Genomic DNA, 18,558 nt, shown 5'->3' with positions numbered 1-18,558 from the left:
TTATGCTTTCTCTTCCGTTTTCATATTCCAGTCAATTGGTGTTTTTACCAGAGCTTTAAAAAAGACCTTGTAACGGATTTTACTAAGTCTTCGTAACTTCTTTAAGCAAAAGCCTTTAATTGCAAGTTATTCAGAAGCCCTCAATGCTCAGATCAGCTTTCAATTTAATTTTCTACTGGGTAAGTCTATCCATTTTTCAATTATCAAGTGTAATCGCACAAGTCCTGCCTGACACCAAAGAAGTCAATCATTATTATGTAGGGTTCATGGACAATCTCCAGCAAGGCCCACCGGTGGTCCCTACTCTGGTCATCACAGCTCTGGAGGATCAAGTCGAGGGAAGGATAGAATATGATGGAAACGCTGTCCCTTTCGCTTTGGCACTTGGTGAAGAATATATATTTGAAAGCAACGCCAGTCTGATCGTCCAAACAAATCGAGTAGTTGAAAATAAGGGCTTTCATATTTATTCTGAAGGAGAAATATCAGTTTACGCTATCAATATGAAGCCTGATTCATTTGATGGCACCTTGGTTTTACCTTTGGATCAATTGGGCTCTACCTACTTTGCCGCCTCCCATTTTGAAAATCAAACCAAGGGAATCAGGCTATCTGAAAGGCAATTCAATAATGAAAGCCAGATTCTCATCGTAGGGACAAAGGACAATACTGATATTCGAATTGTCCCAAGTTCTCCCATAGGAAATTCTCTGAATCCATTTACAATCACACTCAATCAAGGAGAGACTTACCAGATGAAATCAAAGGGAGATTTGACGGGCACAGAGATTTCAGTCATTAATTCCGCAGAAGAATGTGCTCGAATTGCCGTTTTTTCCGGAAACAAATTTGCCGACATAGGAGATCCGGAATGCGGTCCCTTTTCCACATCTCACATTTTTAATCAAAATGAACCCGTTTCGGCTTGGGGCACCAATTATTTTCACATCCCTCTTAAAGATCGGGCTTTGGGTGAGTTGGTGAAATTCATAGCGGCCTTTGACGACACGGAAATCTACAGCGGGGCTAATTTGATGGGGACCATCAATGCCGGTGAGTATCTGGAACTGGATATCCAAAACAATCTGGCTCTCCAATACACCTCCAATAAACCTGTTGGTGTGTTTGGCTTCGGAAAATCATACTCTTGCGAAATTCTGGACGAAAACTCGGTGCTTTCACCAGCCAATGTGAATAATTATGGTAACCCCCAAATGGTCAATTACTCCCCATTTGAAACCACCAAGACACAGATTACCATCAATTTCCATCGAGTTTTTTCCACACTTTTCCACTATGCCCAGCTAGTTACTCGCACAGAAAATGTCCCACAAATGGAAATTGATGGAGAGTTCGTTGCTGATGAGTTTCAACCCTTTGTCAATAATGCTGATTTTTCATATGCTCAAGTTATCCTTTCTCCAGGCTTGCATACGCTAAGTAATCCATCAGGCTTTTCCGGGTATTTTTATGCTGTTGGGCCTTCACAGTCTTATGCAGTTGACTTTGGGAAAGACTTTGAAAACGAGCAATACGAAATTCTTTCAAGTTTTGATGAACTGACAACGGGCTCGCCTCGATTAGCCTGTATCGATCAGGAAGGAACCTGGTTGGTTAATATTTCCGATCCTTCCTATACTTTTTTCACTTGGGACTTTGGAGATGATTCAGCTATCAAAACAGGCAAGGAAGTGACTCATACTTACCTGGAACCTGGAATTTATAAGGTCAAAGTTCTTGCTTCGATAGATGCGAGTGGATGCGAAGAAACTGAATTGCACGAGTTTGAGGTAGAAGTCCAGGAATTAGGTGGTGAACTCACAGGCCCACTTACCTCTTGTCCTGAAGTGGAAGAATTGACTTACTTTTTTGAAGGTGAAGGTGAAATAGAAGAAGTCCTCTGGAATGCGGTAGGTGGAGAAGTGATCTCACAAACCAATGAGCAGGCGATCATCCGATGGGGAGTAGCTAATTCTGAGGCTTTGGTGCAAGCTACTCCGGTTGGAACTAATGGATGTCCAGGAGAAAAAGTGGAGCTGGCGGTGGTCATCAAGCAGGAACTTGAGCCAGAGGCACCTATTGGCTTGGATTTTATTTGTGATTTGAATCTGGAATATACCTACAACGTAGCCCAGACCGTTCCCAATCGGAACTATGAATGGGAGATCAGTGGAGGTGTTTTTATTGGTGGCAATACTGGACCTGAAGTTTTGGTCAGATGGGATGAAAACGAAAGTCAAGGAGTTTTGAGCTACAGAGAATCCAGCACTTTAGATGAGTTTTGTGAGGGCATATCTCCAGAATTAACAGTTGCACTGAATACTGGCTTTGAAGCAAAACTATTGAGTTTATCAGATGTGACCTGCTTTGGATCGGGAGATGGGTCTATCAATCTGGAGGTAGAAGGTGGTATTCCTCCCTATACCTTCCTCTGGTCTCATGATCAAAACCTTAACGCTGCTTCTGCTTCAAATTTGGCCCCTGGTAGCTATTCGGTTATTATTCAAGATAGCCAAGGATGCGAAATATCCCTTGAGAACCTAGAAATCAGCGAACCCGCCGCTTTGGAAGCATCTATTTTGAGGCAAGAAAACCCTTCCTGTTTTGGAAATACAGACGGAAGTTTATCCTTTGAGATAGAGGGAGGCACCCCACCCTATCGACTCTCAGACCCACTTATACCCGTCGATCAAAATCAGGTCACTTTAGAAAATTTGGGAGGTGGAACATTTACTTTACTCATTATTGATTCCAATGATTGCGAGACAAAACTCAATGTGACTTTAAGCGAACCAACCCCTTTAGAAGTTGCACTTACAGTGATAAAAAATCCCTGCCCCGAGGAATCCAATGGGGAATTGATCGCTGAGTTGATAGGAGGCACCGCACCTTATATTTACGAATGGAGCGATGGAAACATCGGTCAATTGAATCAAAATCTTGAAGCAGGAATTTATGAAGTGGAAGTAAGGGATGCATCAGGCTGCGTCGGTATCGGAAGTATAAGGTTGGAAGAGACAGCTCCCATTCTACGGCTCCCTACGGGTTTCGATCCTGATCAAGGAGCCTTCGGCCCAATCTCAAATTGTGGAGAACTGAACTACAGTCTCTCAATCTTCAATCGATGGGGTCAGTTGATCTACTCAGGGATCTCAGCATGGGATGGAAGCCTTGATGGGAAAAATAGTCCCCCGGGAACCTACTCCTATCGGATTGATTATGAATTTGTATTAAACGATCAAATAGTCAGGGAGTCTCAAAGCGGATCAGTAATTAAAATTAAATAGCTCAATTTTAAATCAAGTGAAAGACTTTACAGCTGATTCTCATAGCCTAAAAACAAATTGATATACGGTTGATTTGCTGGTCTCAAACAACACTTTTACTAGGCCCAAAACACTCCCGAATTCGCATCAGTTCCCACTCTATCACACATGGAAAAGTGACCTACCTTCTTTAATCAAACATTTAACTAAACCCTAACCGAATTTGACAGGTGATAGTTTGTGGTAAAAAGCATTAAGAGAAAATCCTGACCAAGCAAAAAATAAACCCAGCTTTTGGCTGGGTCCCTAATGCTTAAGATTTGTAAGACTTGAACTTAAAAATCAAATCCAGCCGATATTTTCAACACTCTATTTTTCACATCGGTATTGAAATAATTTAAGCTACTCAAGCCCAAATCATAGCTCAACTGTAAATTGATTCCTCCGGGAATATACCCACCAATACCTACTACAGCACCTAAGTCATACCCTCTTATCGGCTCGGTACTAGTTTGGACATTTCCGGGCTCCTCATAATTTCTCGATGCCAAAACACTCAACTGTGGTCCTCCAAAGACATTGATGGCAGGAAGAAAATTAAGTCGGAAAAGAATAGGAACATCTACATAATTCAAGGTCTCTGTAATTACGTTACCATTTGTCGGATTATTGGTTTCATAGCCTTTTTGCCCAAATTGAATCCCTGGTTCCACCTCCAAAAGACTAGTGCCAAACCGATAATAGCCCCCTACGTGAAAGCCAACATTGGCATTAAAATTCGTGTCGGAGAAATTAGCCGAAGACAATCCAGCACGAACTCCGAACTGAGCTTTTGCAGAAAAAACCAATCCCAAAAGGAAGAAAACAGTCAAAATCTTTCTCATATCTGCTTTATGTTTTAAATTCCCGATAAAACTACTAGATCAATCCCGGAAGTGGACAGTTTATTGGATATTTTTTCTCCTCAACTATGACAAAACCTACCCTGTTTGAAAACATCACTGAAGTCAGTGAGGATGTAAGAAACTTCTTTATCAGCAAGCTAGAAGAAATACAGGCTGAAAAAGGCTATAAGCTTGAGACAGCAGGGGAAGTGAGCAAATACCTATACTATATCGCAGAAGGCTCAGCTAGGAGTTTTTACATCAGAGAAAACCGCGACATCACGGTGTCATTTTCCCTAGAAGGTGAATTTGTCACGGCAATGCACTCCTTTATCACCCGAAGTCCTAGCTACGAAACGATCGAGACGCTGGAAAAGTCTTTGCTTTATCGAATTTCGTACAACGACTTACAGGAATGCTTCAAAAAATTCCCCGATCTCGAACGAGTATATCGGATGATTTTGGAGAAATATTACATCGCATTAGAAGAGCAGATGATTTTCTCCAAATTCAAATCTGCCCGAGAAAGGTATTTGGAATTAATGGAAAAAAAGCCCAAAATTATTCAAAGAGCATCCGTAGGACACATTGCTTCATTTCTAGACATGACGATCGAAACACTCAGTCGTGTCCGTGCCAAAATCTGACATTTTGACTTTTGTCAAGGCTAGTTTAGGTTGAAAAAAAGTAGTTTTGAAGCAACCCTAATGCGAAACCCAAAACTATGAAAGCCAAATACATCCCCTTTTTCAGCCTTTTTCTACTAGTCATCATTACATCTTGTAGCGAGACAAGCAATGAACAACTTTTTGATTCGAGCCTTCTCGAAAAACGTTCAGCAGAGGAAGTCGAAAAAGTGGTAGAGGATTTCATTCTTGCCGAAGACAGTACGATCATAGAAATTGGTGAAGGCTTTTTTGACCTCAAAACCCAACTGATTCTTGACAGCAAAGAGAATATCACGATTCAAGGTGCAGGAATGGAAAAAACTGTTCTTTCATTTCGAAATCTGAAAACCGGAGGAGAAGGAATGAAAATCGTGGGTAAAAATATCACGGTCAAAGACCTAACCATAGAAGATGCACCTGGGGATGGGATCAAAGCCCAACACACAGATGGTTTGATCCTTCGAAGAGTACATGCCACCTGGACTCATGGCGACAAGTCCAAAAATGGAACCTACGCACTTTATCCTGTACAGTGCAAAAATGTGGTCATTGATGAATGCATTGCTGCCCACTCGCGAGATGCAGGAATCTATGTAGGACAGTCTGAAAATATCATTGTAAAGAATTCCTTGGCCTATGGAAATGTGGCGGGAATTGAAATTGAAAATTGCGATAATGCTGAAGTCTTTGGAAATACCGCCCGGAATAATTCAGGAGGGGTTCTGGTTTTCAACCTTCCGGGACTTCCTAAGTCAGATGGAAAAGGCACCAAGATTTACAACAATAAAATCATTGACAATAACCACAAAAACTTCGCAACACCCATTGGTGAAGGGCCAAATGGTAATACGGTAACCATGATTCCTCCGGGTTCTGGAGTTGTTCTTCTTGCTGCCAAAGAAGTGGAAGTATTTGATAATGAAATTCTAAGAAATAAAACGGTGGGAGTAGCCATCGCCAGTTATCAGGTTACCGGTTTCCCAACTGACGCTCCAAACTGGTCTCCATACACGCATGATATTTTCCTTCACGGAAACAGCTATGACAGAAGCGGTGGATTTCCGGACCTTAGTCGGGAATTGGGCCAATTAGTAAGTATTTACAATGCTCATGGGAAAGCCAAGACTCAAGATATTGTCTACGATGGCATCTTTGATGAAAGTAGAGGTAACTCCATTGCCCAAAACCCCATGAATATCTGTATTTCTGAACCTGGTGTGGAAAACCTTTATTTTACACAATTTGACCTCAGTGAAGGTGAAGAAAACATTAAAAGCTCAGCTGATGTTTCTCCTTTCTCAAATTGTCAGGTAAATGTGACTACTGACGTTTCATTTATATCAAGTAAGTAATGACTCGGTTTTCAAAGAAAAATATCGCTTCTTATTTATCCTTGAGTTTTTTGCTTGTCTTCTTTTTTTCTTGTCAGAAAGAAGATCAAGTCGAGCAATCAATTGTCTTTGACCCACAAAAAGATCACGAGGAAGCAGATGGTATGTATCCCTATGATTGGCTTTCTACCTACGGTTTCTTTGAGGGAGATTTAAAAAGCTTAAATCCAAGCCAGGAGTTAATCGAATATGAACCTGCCTCTTCACTTTTCACCGATTATGCCTTAAAAAGCAGGTTTGTTTGGATGCCGGAAGACTCCAAGGCAGCTATCATAAATGAAAAACTTACCCTGCCAGTAGGGAGTGTTTTGATTAAAAATTTCTACTATCCTGAAGACTATTCTAAACCCGAAGGAAAACGGCGAATCATCGAAACTCGCTTAATGATTCATCAGGAAAAGGGCTGGGAAGCTTTTCCCTATATTTGGAATGACAGTCAAACTGATGCCAAACTCAAGGTAGTAGGCGGAGAAACGACGGTAAGTTTTGTAAATGAAAAAGGTGAAGATCAGGTCATCAATTACCTCATCCCAAACAAAAACCAGTGCAAGACTTGCCACAATGAAAACGAGAAGCTCGATCCTTTGGGAGTAGAAGTAAAACATCTCAATCACAAAAAGGACTTTGATGGTAGAAAGATCAATCAATTGGCCTATTGGACAGAAATCGGGAAGTTAGAGGGATTTGAAGGCGTTGAAAATCACCCTAGCATGGTGGATTACAGCAACGAAAGCCTTCCCTTAGCTGACAGAGCCAAGGCCTACTTAGACATCAATTGTGCACATTGTCATCGGGAAGAAGGACCTGCTTCCACATCAGGCTTATTTTTAAGCTATGAGCAAACAGATCCTCTCAAATTGGGAATAAACAAAACGCCAGTAGCAGCGGGAAATGGCGCAGGCAGTCATCAATTCGATATTGTTCCGGGCAAAGCCGATGAATCTATTCTCGTTCACCGGATGAATAGCACAGCAGTAGGAGTAGCAATGCCAGAAATCGGAAGAACGAGCATCCATCAAGAAGGAGTGGAACTAATCCGTGCTTGGATCAATGAGATGAAGTGAATTAGTCTATCACTTTTTTATCCACGTAGTTAGAATTGAGGATGCCCAAGGCGCCCATATATTTCAGGTCAAAAGTCAGGACATCACCTACCTGATAGTTATTTGGATTCTCTCCCAAATTCATGATCAGCATATCCGAGGAAGCTCCTAGTATCTCAATCGAATCATCGGCTGCCATCAGATATTTTGGGTCCACATCCAGTAGCCCGATATCTACAATTGCACGGAAGGAGGTTTTTCCATAGAGACTTTCATCTATTTCCACTACTTCACCTTGAGGATTCGCAGCTAGGTTCCCAACTGGAAGTAATGGCTTTTCCTGCATTTCGATGATTTCCACATGCAGTTCAAAAACATCTCCATGCATTCCTTCAATCACCTTTTCCTCGAAAAGATCCACTCCAAAATAGAGGGTCTCCCCAATTCGGAAGTGATTGATTCCCTTTGGTAGCTGCTGTGTAAGCATCAATGGGATGGTCACAGAAGTACCTGCAGATACCCAAGGTATTTTTTTATTGAACTTCAATTCGATGATTTGCTTGTATAGTGCAAGTTGAATCAACTTATCCGTAGAAGGCATGACCCCATTTAGGCAATTGAGATTGGTCCCCAGTCCAATCACCTCAATATTCGGCAAATTGAAAACCTGAGAGTAAAAATCAAGCAACTGCTCTCCCATGACCCCTTCTCGGAGGTCACCGGTTTCTACCATAATGATAATTTTGTGCTTTTTATCCTGCCTCACAGCTTCATCACTAATCCAGTGAATGGTCTCCAATTCACTATTCAGGCTGACGTCCGCAAACTCCACCATTTTACCTACATTCCGCTTGGAAACAGGTTTGATGTATACCGTCTGTACATCAGGGTTGAGGCGTTTCACCATAGCAAGATTACTGATTCGGCTATCATGAATCTCATCCACTCCTAGACTGATCAATTCCTGTAAGAAAAGTCTATTCCCGCACATCAGCTTGGACACTACTCCCCAAGCCACGCCATTTTCATTGAATTTCTTTTTGAGAAACTCGAAATTGTCTTTAAGTTTTGTTCGATTTAAGGTCAAATAAGCCATCTTATTTTTTCAATCTCATTTCCAAATACTTATTCGTAAAGCCTAAACGCTCATAAAGTCTTTTGGCTGGATTATCCGGCTCAACGTGAAGGGCAATATCACCTTTGGCCAGTTTGATTGCTGAATCCATAATCTTAGCTCCAATTCCTTTGCCCCTTTGGGCAGCATCTACGGCTATATATACCAAAATATTCTCCGGGATGTAACCTGACATGCCTGTCTGATTCATGACGAGGGCTCCGACTATTTTTTGATTTTCACGAGCTACGACTACAAATCCTCCAGCATGCAGACTTTGGTCCAATGCATAATCGAGGCATTTCATCACATGCTCTTTAGGATCCCCATATTTCCCCAAATGCTCAACCAAAAAGTCGGCAATTTCATTCTTTTGAAGAAAGGTGGCATTATCTATCGCTGATAGGGTCTCAAGCTTTATCATATTCTTTATTTATTATTTCAGGATGAACATTAGTATCAATTTTATCTATCGCTATAAAGGCGATCAAAGAGGCTGTCAAACCATAGAGGTTCGGGTCTAGCCCTAGTGGCATTTCTAGGTCCAAAAAGGTAAGGACGGCTGTAATAGAACCTCCTAGAATCATCGAAGTAACAGCAGCTTTCCAGTTTCTTTTTCCAAAAAACAGGCCAGCTACAACGGGGACTAGCAGCCCCGAAACCATAAATGCATAAGAATATAACATTAAGCTGAGCACTTCGTTCATTTGCCAGGCCAAAAGAATAGCCACCACGCCAATTAAAAAGGTAATTAGCTGAGAAAGTCTCATCTCGGAGCGATGGGTTCGGGGCTTTTTAGAATTACCCAGCAAGTCAGTAGTCAGATTACCGGATGCAGCCATCAAACAGGAATCCGCTGTTGACAATACTGCAGAAAAATAAGCCGACATCATCAGGCCAAGGATGCCCGCAGGAAGAATTTGACTCAACAATACCGGTAATCCCATCTCGGGATCCATGGCGGTGGTAAAACCATCCAAAGCTCCTTGCTCCACTGCCACTCGCGCTAGTAAACCAAGGCTAACACCCATAAAGGCCATGATGGGCCATTCAAATAATCCAGCGATAAACCATGCCTTCTTGGCGGATTTCACATCTCTGGCAGCAAAAATTCGCTGATAGAGAGTCATTCCCACAAACCAAATGGGAATAATCGTTATGGCCCAATTGAATAAATCCTGCCAAGTAAGATTCCCAAAGGAGAAAAACTCTGAAGGAACTGTTTCTTGAATGGTTTGCCATCCTCCTACGTAGCGATAAGCCATTGGAATCCCGATAAACATTAATCCGAGCATAAGTATAATCCACTGAACCGTATCAGTGTAAATCACAGCCTTTAGACCTCCCATTACGGTATAAACCACAGCAATAGCCCCCATAATCAGTAGAGCCGTGTGCAGGTCAAGTGTTTCAAAGGTTCCTGATGCTAATTTGGCACCTGCTAAAAGCTGTGAGGCGGTAAAGCCTAAATAGCCCAAAAAACATATGATGGCAGCCACCTTTGCTGTGGTGGAATTATATAAGTATCCGATAATTTGTGGAAAGGTGAAAAACTTGGCAAAAGCCGGATCGGATTTTACGCGCGGTATCAATAAAACTGCTGCAATCCAAGCTCCCAAAAGTCCAGTAAATAGCATCCAGGATCCGGATATCCCCATCATAAAGCCTAGACCTCCAAGACCAATTGAAAAACCTCCACCTACATCCGTAGCTACGACGGAGAGGCCGATATGCCAAGAACCAATACTTCTACCTCCTACATAATAATCTTCCTGCCCGGTATTCTTGCGCATAAAAAAAACGCCCACACCGAGCATAGCTAGCATGTAAACAACAAAGATCACCAGATCTATCCAATGCATTATGTAATTGGGTTTGTATCAAAGAATTTTAAAATATAATTTTTTAAAGTTAATGAAAAGGGCTCAAAAATGAAATAAAATTGGGTTTTTAGACTTATTTTGATATAATTATCCAATTTGAAATTAGAATAGTTAAAAATCTATTTTAAACCTTTCAAGTCTCCAGTACGAGAAAACCATATTTTTTCTACAGGCTACAATGTTATGATAACGATGTTTATCTCTCTCCAAATGGGGTAAAAACCGGCACCTTCAAAAACCAAATAGATCAAAAGCCCTAAATCGTATACAACAAAAAAAGCCGGATTTCTCCGGCTCTCTTTCTGAAGTTATTTTTATTAAACGTTTTCGGTCGTAACAGCAGCAGTAAAGTATTCCCGATTCATTCGCGCAATGTTTGTCAGGGAAATACCCTTTGGACACTCAGCAGCACAAGCACCAGTATTGGTACAAGCACCAAATCCTTCTGCATCCATTTGAGCGATCATTTTTTCTGCTCTATCCTTTCGCTCTACCTGTCCCTGAGGAAGCATAGCAAGCTGGGAGATTTTAGCAGAAGTGAAGAGCATCGCTGAAGCATTTTTACATGCAGCTACACACGCACCACAACCGATACAGGTCGCCGCATCAAATGCCTCGTCAGCAATCTTCTTAGGAATCGGAATCTCATTGGCATCTGGCACACCACCGGTATTGACAGATACATAGCCACCCGCTTGGATGATTCTATCAAAAGCAGAGCGGTCTACTACCAAGTCTTTTACAACCGGGAAAGCTTTAGCTCTCCAAGGTTCGATCGTAATGGTCTCCCCATCACTAAAAGACCGCATGTGCAATTGGCAAGTAGTGGTTTGCTGAGGACCGTGAGGCTTTCCGTTGATATGTAAGGAACACATACCGCAGATTCCTTCTCTACAATCGTGATCAAAGTGAACGGGATCTTCCCCTTTTTCTGTAAGCTGTTCATTCAGCACATCCATCATTTCCAAAAAGGACATGTCTTTGGATATGCCATCTATAGGATAGGAAACAAAACCGCCTTTATCAGCATTGTTTTTTTGTCTCCATACTTTTAATGTCAATTTCATATGAATTTTGATCTTTAATTATTTGTACGAACGCTGAGTCAATTTCACATTTTCGAATTCAAGAGGCTCTTTATGAAGCTCTTCCTCTTGACCCTCTCCAAGGTATTTCCAAGCAGCGACGTAAGCAAAGTTTTCATCGTCTCTTAGCGCCTCTCCTTCTGGAGTCTGGTACTCCTCTCGGAAGTGACCACCGCAAGATTCTTCTCTGTTGAATGCATCATCGATCATCAACTCTCCCAATTCAAGGAAATCAGCTACTCGATGTGCTTTTTCCAAAGACTGGTTAAGTTCTTCGTTTTCTCCAAGGACTTTCACATCTTTCCAAAACTCCTCTCTCAAGGCTTTAATATCTGCTTTAGCCTGCTTTAGTCCTTCCGCAGTTCGAGCCATTCCGCACTCATTCCACATGATTTTACCAAGCTTTTTGTGGAAATAGTCAACTGTCTTACTTCCCTTGATGCTCAGTAGTTTTTGGATCCTGTCTTTTACCTCTTGAATAGACTTATCAAACTCAGGATGATCAGCATTCACCGGACTTGGTCCAATTTGAGCTAAATAATCCCCAACAGTGTAAGGAATCACGAAGTAGCCATCTGCTAAGCCCTGCATCAAGGCAGACGCACCTAGTCGGTTGGCTCCATGGTCAGAGAAGTTTGCTTCTCCTAATGCGTACAACCCAGGAATCGTAGTGCTAAGATTATAATCCACCCAAAGACCACCCATTGTGTAGTGCACAGCTGGATAAATCATCATCGGTACTTGATATGGATTCTCACCTGTGATCTGCTGATACATATCGAAGAGGTTTCCATATCTCGCACGAATGGTATCTTCTCCGTCTCTTTTGATAGCATCTCGGAAATCCAAGAAAACTGCCTCTCCTGTTTCGTTTACTCCTCTACCTTCATCACATACATACTTGGCATTTCTGGAAGCCACGTCACGAGGTACTAGGTTACCAAATGAAGGATACTTCCGCTCTAGGTAATAGTCTCGCTCGTTTTCGGGAATATCGTTTGCTTTGATCTGTCCTTTACGAAGCTTTTCAGCCATTTCGACAGTTGACGGTACCCATACTCTACCATCATTTCTCAAAGACTCAGACATCAATGTCAGCTTAGACTGATGATCTCCAGAGACAGGAATACAAGTAGGGTGAATTTGAGTATAGCAAGGATTAGCGAAGTAAGCACCACGCTTATGTGCTCTCCAAGCGGCTGTCACATTGGATCCCATCGCATTGGTAGAGAGGAAAAACACGTTTCCGTACCCACCGGTACAAAGGAGAACTGCATGAGCAGCATGCTTTTCGATGGCTCCTGTGATGAGGTTTCTGGTGATAATACCTCTTGCATGTCCATCTATCTTTACCACGTCCATCATTTCGGTACGTGGGTAAAGCTTCACCTTACCATTAGCAACTTGACGGCTAAGTGCAGAATATGCACCAAGCAACAACTGCTGTCCGGTTTGGCCCCTAGCGTAGAATGTTCGGGATACCTGAGCTCCACCGAATGAGCGGTTAGCCAAAAGTCCACCATATTCTCTCGCGAAAGGAACACCTTGCGCTACACATTGATCAATAATATTAACTGATACTTCCGCCAATCGGTAGACATTGCCTTCTCTTGCGCGGTAGTCACCTCCTTTGATGGTGTCATAAAAAAGACGGAAAACGGAATCTCCATCATTTTGGTAGTTTTTGGCTGCATTGATTCCACCCTGCGCTGCGATAGAGTGCGCACGTCGAGGGCTATCCTGGAAACAGAAAGCTTTGACATTGTATCCCAACTCTGCCAAGGAAGCGGCTGCTGAAGCGCCTGCCAATCCTGTCCCCACCACGATTACATCGTACTTTCGTTTGTTTGCCGGATTGACCAGCTTCATGTTGAATTTATGCTTAGTCCATTTTTCCGCTAACGGACCAGCTGGTATTTTGGAATCTAGTATCATCTATATTTGATTTATTTTCCTTTATCAGTTTATAAGCTCTGAATATACATTACGATCGGAATCAGCGCAAAAAGTGCTGGAATCAAGATCGAAAAACCTGCACCTATTTTTTGGATCAATGGTGAGTACTTGGCATGGTTTAACCCAAGGGTTTGAAAAGCACTGGCAAATCCATGTGAAAGGTGAAACGCAAGGAAGCCCATAGACACCACGTAGATCACGACATACAGGATGTTGGAATACGCTTCAGAAACAATTTTAAACCCATCCTTGTAAATCATACCTCCATATTCAGCGGTCGGCATCTCTCCAAATTTGAATTCATACCAAAAACCTCTCAAGTGAATGATCAAGAAAATCAGAATCACCGTACCCAAAATCCCCATATTTCGGGAAGACCAAGTACTGTTTGTGCTTGCTTTTGAAGTAGCATAGTTGACTGGTCGAGCACTTTTGTTTTGTCGACTAAGAACTGCCGCGTAAATGATATGGATCAAGATAAACGCGAAATTTCCGATGGATACAACCCGGATGAAAGGGTTGTTGGCCATAGTCTCTGCATAAATGTTAAAGGATTCGCCATTGTCAGGAATGAGCAATTGTAGGTTTCCTGCCAAATGAACTACCAAAAACAAAATGAGAAATAATCCTGTCAAAGCCATTAGAAGCTTCCGACCCAAGGTGCTATTCAAGGTTTTTGTAACCCAACTCATAGATTTTTTCTTTGGTTAAAACGAACTTGTTTTTCTAAACTGGAGCCAAATTTACGCCCCGAACAGCTAGTAAACAATCCATTCGTCAAGCCCAATCTTATTTTAAAAGGTTCTAAATAATTTGTGCGATTTTAGAGTCTTTTACCCATAAAATCACATCAAAATAACCTACTGTTTGATTTTATTGTTTGATATTGAAAGGATTTTCTACTTTCTTCCGTTTATTTCGTAAAGAGTTTATATACAAACCATATTGCTCGGTAACCTTTGCCCGGCAAAAGGTGTTTTGATCAACAATAGAGAACTTGAAAAATATGAAGCTCAATCATTTCTTACCACTATTTTTTTGCCTTCTGCTTTTGAGTGCTTCCAAGGCTTGGGCCACTCACATTCGGGCAGGAGAAATCATTGCAGAGCGGATTTCCGTGCAAACTTTAACCTATCTGATCACTGTCGTTGGATATACCGATACCCGGTCCAATGTGGTATTTGGTCCAGGGGTAATCAATTTCGGAGATGGCAGAGAAGAGCAACTCAATACGGAAAGTGCCTTTTCCTTAGTTGAGCTTGTGGCCCCGCAAGTGGAAAAAAACACCTTTGTGATTGAACATACATTTCAGGGACCCGGAACTTATACGATTCGCTTTCAGGAATTCAACAGAAATGACTTAACACTTAACATGGATAATTCGGTGGATACACCTTTTTATGTTGAAACCCAGATTACCATCGATCCATTTATTGGAGTAAACAACTCCCCTGTTCTCACTATTCCGCCTGTGGACAATGGAGCGGTCAATGTTCGTTTCATTCACAATGCAGGAGCTTTTGATCCGGATGGAGATAGCTTGGCTTATGAATTGGATATCCCAAAACAAGCTTTCCAAAGACCGGTAAATAACTACCGTGACCCAAATGTCGCTGAGTTTTCTACCAATCAGGAATCAGGAGCGACTCCGGCTCTTTTTGGAATTGATGAAATATTCGGTGACTTGATTTGGGATGCCCCTGGTACTGCCGGACAGTTTAATGTGGCTTTCCGCATTAAAGAATACCGAAAACTTGATGGCGTATGGACTCAGATCGGCTATGTGGTTCGGGATATGCAAATCATCATTGAAAACTCCAATAATAGACGCCCCGAATTGATTCTGCCGCCTGATCTCTGTGTGGAAGCTGGAACACTGATAGAAGAAATTATTCAAGGTCAAGATCCTGATGGCGATCCGGTGAAAATTGAAGTCTTCGGCGAACCTATGGAAATTACTACCTCTCCTGCCTCCTATAGTCCAGAAGAGGCATTTCAGTCTTCCCCCGCCGTGATCGATTTCAATTGGCAGACAGTTTGCAACCATGTACGTGCACGGGAATATGATGTACGAGTAAGAATTACGGATCAACCCCGTTCGGGACCTTCTCTGGTGGATGTGAAAACTTGGCGAATCAAGGTAATCGGACCTCCACCTGTCTGGGATGATTTGGAACAGCAACAAGGTAGAACCGTAGATCTCACCTGGGATCCATACGTCTGTGCAAACTCGGCTTCCGAAATGCAGGTTTGGCGAAGAATCAACTCCGACCCTTATGTTCCGGACAGTTGCGAGACAGGAATCCGTCCGGGTTTTGAGCTAATCGGAACCACGGATATGGAGACGATTAATTTCACAGATCTGAATGGCGGTGCAGGTTTAGCTCCCGGAAATACTTATTGCTACCGATTGGTGGCAGCCTTTCCAGAACCAAGACTTGGCGAGAGTATCGTTTCCGAAGAAATCTGTATCACGATCGACGTAGATGTACCGATCATCACGAATGTAAGCGTAGAAGAAACAGATACTGAAAATGGAGAAATCTTTGTAAAATGGACTCCTCCCTATGATATTGATCAAACACAATTCCCTGGACCTTACACCTATGAGCTCATCAGACAAGATGGCTTTACAGGGACAAGCAATCGAGTAAGCCTGGGGACGACAAGTGATACTTTATTTACAGACACCGGACTAAACACAGAAAATCTGGTCTATAACTACAAAGTTATCCTCCTGGACAACGGTACCAAAATAGACACCTCCTCCACTGCTTCTTCAGTTCGATTAGAACCAAGTATTATCAATCAAGCTATCGAGCTAAATTGGACATTTGACGTACCTTGGAATAATTCCATCTCAGAATTTAGGCATGAGGTATACCGAAATAGAACCGATGCGGATGCTCAGGATGAAGATACTTTTGAGCTCATTGCTGAAGTGGATGTCACCCAAAGCGGTTTTGTCTTCCTGGACGATGGCAGCTTCAACGGTATTCCATTAGTCAGGGATATCGAATATTGTTACTATGTCGTCACCAAAGGTGCTTACAATGTGGAAGGGCTTGTTTATCCATTGGAAAACAAATCTCAAATTGTCTGTGCCAAACCTGATGACAATAGACTCCCCTGTCCTCCAGTCCTTACTTTCGAAGGTCCTGAATGCTCCGCTTATTTAGCAGAACAGCCTTGCAACACCAACACGTTTGTTCATGATTTGAGCTGGGAACCTGATTTCTCCGGGGATTGTGATGACGAACTAGCTGGATATAGACTTTATTTCACCCCAGATGGAGAAGAAGGTCAGTTTGAATTGGTGGCTGAATTGAGTTCGCTAGAATTGGCTACAAGAATCAATAACCTTCCAACCTACAGAGGCTGTTACTACATCACTGCGGTGGACAGATCGGGTAATGAAAGTGAGCCAAGTAATGTCGTCTGCGTAGACAATTGCCCAAATTACGAATTGCCAAATGCCTTTACTCCGAATGGTGATGGTCTAAATGACACATTTATCGCCTTCGACAACCCATTCTCTCAATGTCCTAGATTCGTGACAGGGGTAGAAATATTTATTGTCAATAGATGGGGAGCTGAGGTATTCCGATACAACAGCCTGGAATCTGCCGAAAATGACATCTTTATCCGGTGGGACGGTCGTGACCAAAATGGAAATGAATTGGCTGCAGGTACTTATTTCTATTCAGGAAAAGTATTCTTCGATGTCTTAGATCCAAGTCAGCGCGAGCAGGAACTCAAAGGCACCATTCAGATTCTTCGATGAATCGCCAAAAATCAATAATCTTCTTCGATGGAGTGTGCAATCTTTGCAATAGCTCCATCGATTTTATCATCAAAAGGGATAAAAACAACCAATTTTTAGTAGGAGCGCTTCAGGATGATTTTTCTAAGAAAATCCTAAGTTTCTATGATGTCAAAGAGGATTACCTTGATTCATTGGTACTTCTTGAAGACGGCAATATTTACTACAGAAGTACGGCGGCATTAATGATTTCCAGAAAGCTTTCTGGCTTTTGGCCATTTTTTTACGCCTTCATCATTCTACCAGCCTGGCTTCGGGATCCGATTTATGATTGGATTGGAAGGAATCGCTATCGTTGGTTTGGAAAAAAAGAAACTTGCCGGCTCCCGACCCCCGAGGAAAAGTCTAAATTTCTTTCCCCTGAAAATTTTTCTCAAAAAGACTGAATGATCATCCAATAAATCGGCATTCCCAAGGTGATATTGAAAGGGAAGGTAATCGCCAAGGCCATGGGAATGTAAAGACCTTCATCCGCTTCGGGATTGGCTAGCTTCATGGCCGCCGGCACTGCAATGTAAGATGCACTCGCTGCCAAAATCGAAAAGATAAATCGATCGCCTGCTGCCGGTGCAATCCAATAGCTCAACACCGCCACGATACAACCATTTACTAGTGGAACTAATATGGCGAAAACTGTAGAGAAGTACCCATTTTTGAAAAAAGACCTCAACTTCCTGCCACTACTGATTCCCATATCCAAAAGGAAGACTGCCAGAAAGCCTTTGAAAATATCCGTGACAAAAGGCTTGATTCCTTCCGCCTGCTTTTCATCAGCGATCAGACCTATCACCAAACTCCCCAAAATCAGTAATACTGATCCATTCGTAAAGGCATGCTTGATGATTTTACTGAGACTACCTTTTGATTTTTTCTTTGTCGAATACTTCCTAAGCAAAACCACTCCTGAAATGATAGCAGGAGCCTCCATCAAAGCCATCACTGCAACCATATGCCCTCCAAATGTGACCCCTTGGGCATCCAAAAAGGAAGCTGCTGCTACAAAAGTAACTGCTGAAATGGATCCATACGCTGCCGATATAGCTGCCGAATTAGCAGTATTCAATTTGGTGCGCAGGATAAAGAAGGTATAAATAGGTACCGCTGCCGACAATACCAACCCGAAAACCAAAGCCCAAACGATGTATAAATCAAATTCACTGTGGGAAAGCTCCTGACCACCCTTGAATCCAATGGAAAGCATCAGATAGAGTGCAATAAACTTAGCTGAGGTAGGTGGTATCTCCAGATCAGATTTAAATCTTACCGCTAAGATCCCCAATACAAAAAACAGTAAACTTGGGTTGGTGAGATTGTTTATCAGAATTTCAAAATTCATGCGACAAAGATTTGCGGTAAAAAATTTAAAAAAAACAAAAACATAATTTTTTTTTATGACTATTCGTGATGTTGCACGTATGGGTAGACAGCCGCAATAATGAGTCTGT

14 protein-coding genes are annotated in these 18,558 nt (G+C 42.2%); 6 read left to right on the top strand and 8 right to left on the bottom strand.

Translation table 11 applies throughout. From position 1 onward, the window contains the following. Positions 1–143: 143 nt before the first annotated feature. Positions 144–3,287 carry a PKD domain-containing protein gene (locus tag OU792_RS03330; protein WP_274669464.1) on the top strand — a complete coding sequence of 1,048 codons (3,144 nt, stop codon included), beginning with the start codon at positions 144–146 and terminating at the stop codon, positions 3,285–3,287. A 314-nt stretch (positions 3,288–3,601) separates the two neighbouring features. Here OU792_RS03330 and OU792_RS03325 read toward each other — a convergent pair whose 3' ends face one another. Continuing rightward, positions 3,602–4,150 (bottom strand): outer membrane beta-barrel protein, encoded by a 549-nt coding sequence (locus OU792_RS03325; RefSeq protein ID WP_024281464.1) that lies wholly within the window; start codon positions 4,148–4,150, stop codon positions 3,602–3,604. Between the two features lie 86 nt (positions 4,151–4,236). On the opposite strand from OU792_RS03325, the gene OU792_RS03320 reads away from it, so the two are divergent. The 3 genes from OU792_RS03320 (at position 4,237) to OU792_RS03310 (ending at position 7,273) form a co-directional block, all read left to right on the top strand. Further along, positions 4,237–4,797: a Crp/Fnr family transcriptional regulator gene (locus OU792_RS03320; protein ID WP_035483143.1), complete on the top strand. Its 561-nt coding sequence runs from the start codon at positions 4,237–4,239 to the stop codon at positions 4,795–4,797. 77 nt (positions 4,798–4,874) lie between these two features. After that, complete coding sequence (locus tag OU792_RS03315) at positions 4,875–6,170, top strand: parallel beta-helix domain-containing protein (RefSeq protein WP_274669463.1); 1,296 nt, start codon at positions 4,875–4,877, stop codon at positions 6,168–6,170. Then, entirely contained in the window at positions 6,170–7,273 is a 1,104-nt protein-coding gene (locus OU792_RS03310) for an SO2930 family diheme c-type cytochrome (protein WP_274669462.1), read from the top strand. Before OU792_RS03315 ends, OU792_RS03310 begins: the two co-directional genes overlap by 1 nt. A gap of 1 nt (position 7,274) precedes the next feature. Here the strand turns inward: OU792_RS03310 and OU792_RS03305 are convergent, their stop codons facing one another. The 6 genes from OU792_RS03305 to OU792_RS03280 form a co-directional block, all read right to left on the bottom strand. Next, positions 7,275–8,348 (bottom strand): alanine racemase, encoded by a 1,074-nt coding sequence (locus tag OU792_RS03305; RefSeq protein WP_100627993.1) that lies wholly within the window; start codon positions 8,346–8,348, stop codon positions 7,275–7,277. Between the two features lies 1 nt (position 8,349). Continuing rightward, positions 8,350–8,790 (bottom strand): GNAT family N-acetyltransferase, encoded by a 441-nt coding sequence (locus OU792_RS03300; RefSeq protein WP_024281459.1) that lies wholly within the window; start codon positions 8,788–8,790, stop codon positions 8,350–8,352. Continuing rightward, a complete protein-coding gene (locus OU792_RS03295) occupies positions 8,777–10,228 on the bottom strand; it encodes a sodium:solute symporter family protein (protein ID WP_274669461.1) in 1,452 nt (483 codons plus the stop codon). The genes OU792_RS03300 and OU792_RS03295 overlap by 14 nt, the downstream gene beginning before the upstream one ends. 338 nt (positions 10,229–10,566) lie before the next feature. Then, positions 10,567–11,316 carry a succinate dehydrogenase/fumarate reductase iron-sulfur subunit gene (locus OU792_RS03290; RefSeq protein WP_026945459.1) on the bottom strand — a complete coding sequence of 250 codons (750 nt, stop codon included), beginning with the start codon at positions 11,314–11,316 and terminating at the stop codon, positions 10,567–10,569. A gap of 18 nt (positions 11,317–11,334) precedes the next feature. Beyond that, positions 11,335–13,269, bottom strand: coding sequence for a fumarate reductase/succinate dehydrogenase flavoprotein subunit (locus tag OU792_RS03285; RefSeq protein WP_134201901.1), 1,935 nt, complete (start codon positions 13,267–13,269; stop codon positions 11,335–11,337). A 29-nt stretch (positions 13,270–13,298) separates the two neighbouring features. Then, a complete protein-coding gene (locus tag OU792_RS03280; protein ID WP_274669460.1) occupies positions 13,299–13,982 on the bottom strand; it encodes a succinate dehydrogenase cytochrome b subunit in 684 nt (227 codons plus the stop codon). A 314-nt stretch (positions 13,983–14,296) separates the two neighbouring features. Here OU792_RS03280 and OU792_RS03275 point away from each other — a divergent pair, with 314 nt between their 5' ends. Both OU792_RS03275 and OU792_RS03270 read left to right on the top strand, forming a co-directional pair. Then, complete coding sequence (locus tag OU792_RS03275; protein ID WP_274669459.1) at positions 14,297–17,074, top strand: T9SS type B sorting domain-containing protein; 2,778 nt, start codon at positions 14,297–14,299, stop codon at positions 17,072–17,074. Continuing rightward, complete coding sequence (locus OU792_RS03270) at positions 17,071–17,499, top strand: thiol-disulfide oxidoreductase DCC family protein (RefSeq protein WP_134201903.1); 429 nt, start codon at positions 17,071–17,073, stop codon at positions 17,497–17,499. The genes OU792_RS03275 and OU792_RS03270 overlap by 4 nt, the downstream gene beginning before the upstream one ends. Here the strand turns inward: OU792_RS03270 and OU792_RS03265 are convergent. Then, positions 17,487–18,449, bottom strand: coding sequence for a sodium-dependent bicarbonate transport family permease (locus OU792_RS03265; protein ID WP_274669458.1), 963 nt, complete (start codon positions 18,447–18,449; stop codon positions 17,487–17,489). The genes OU792_RS03270 and OU792_RS03265 overlap by 13 nt on opposite strands. Positions 18,450–18,558: the final 109 nt, after the last annotated feature.

Source organism: Algoriphagus sp. NF, from assembly GCF_028823735.1.
Classification (GTDB): domain Bacteria; phylum Bacteroidota; class Bacteroidia; order Cytophagales; family Cyclobacteriaceae; genus Algoriphagus; species Algoriphagus marincola.
This window is presented reverse-complemented; position numbering and strand designations above follow the sequence as displayed.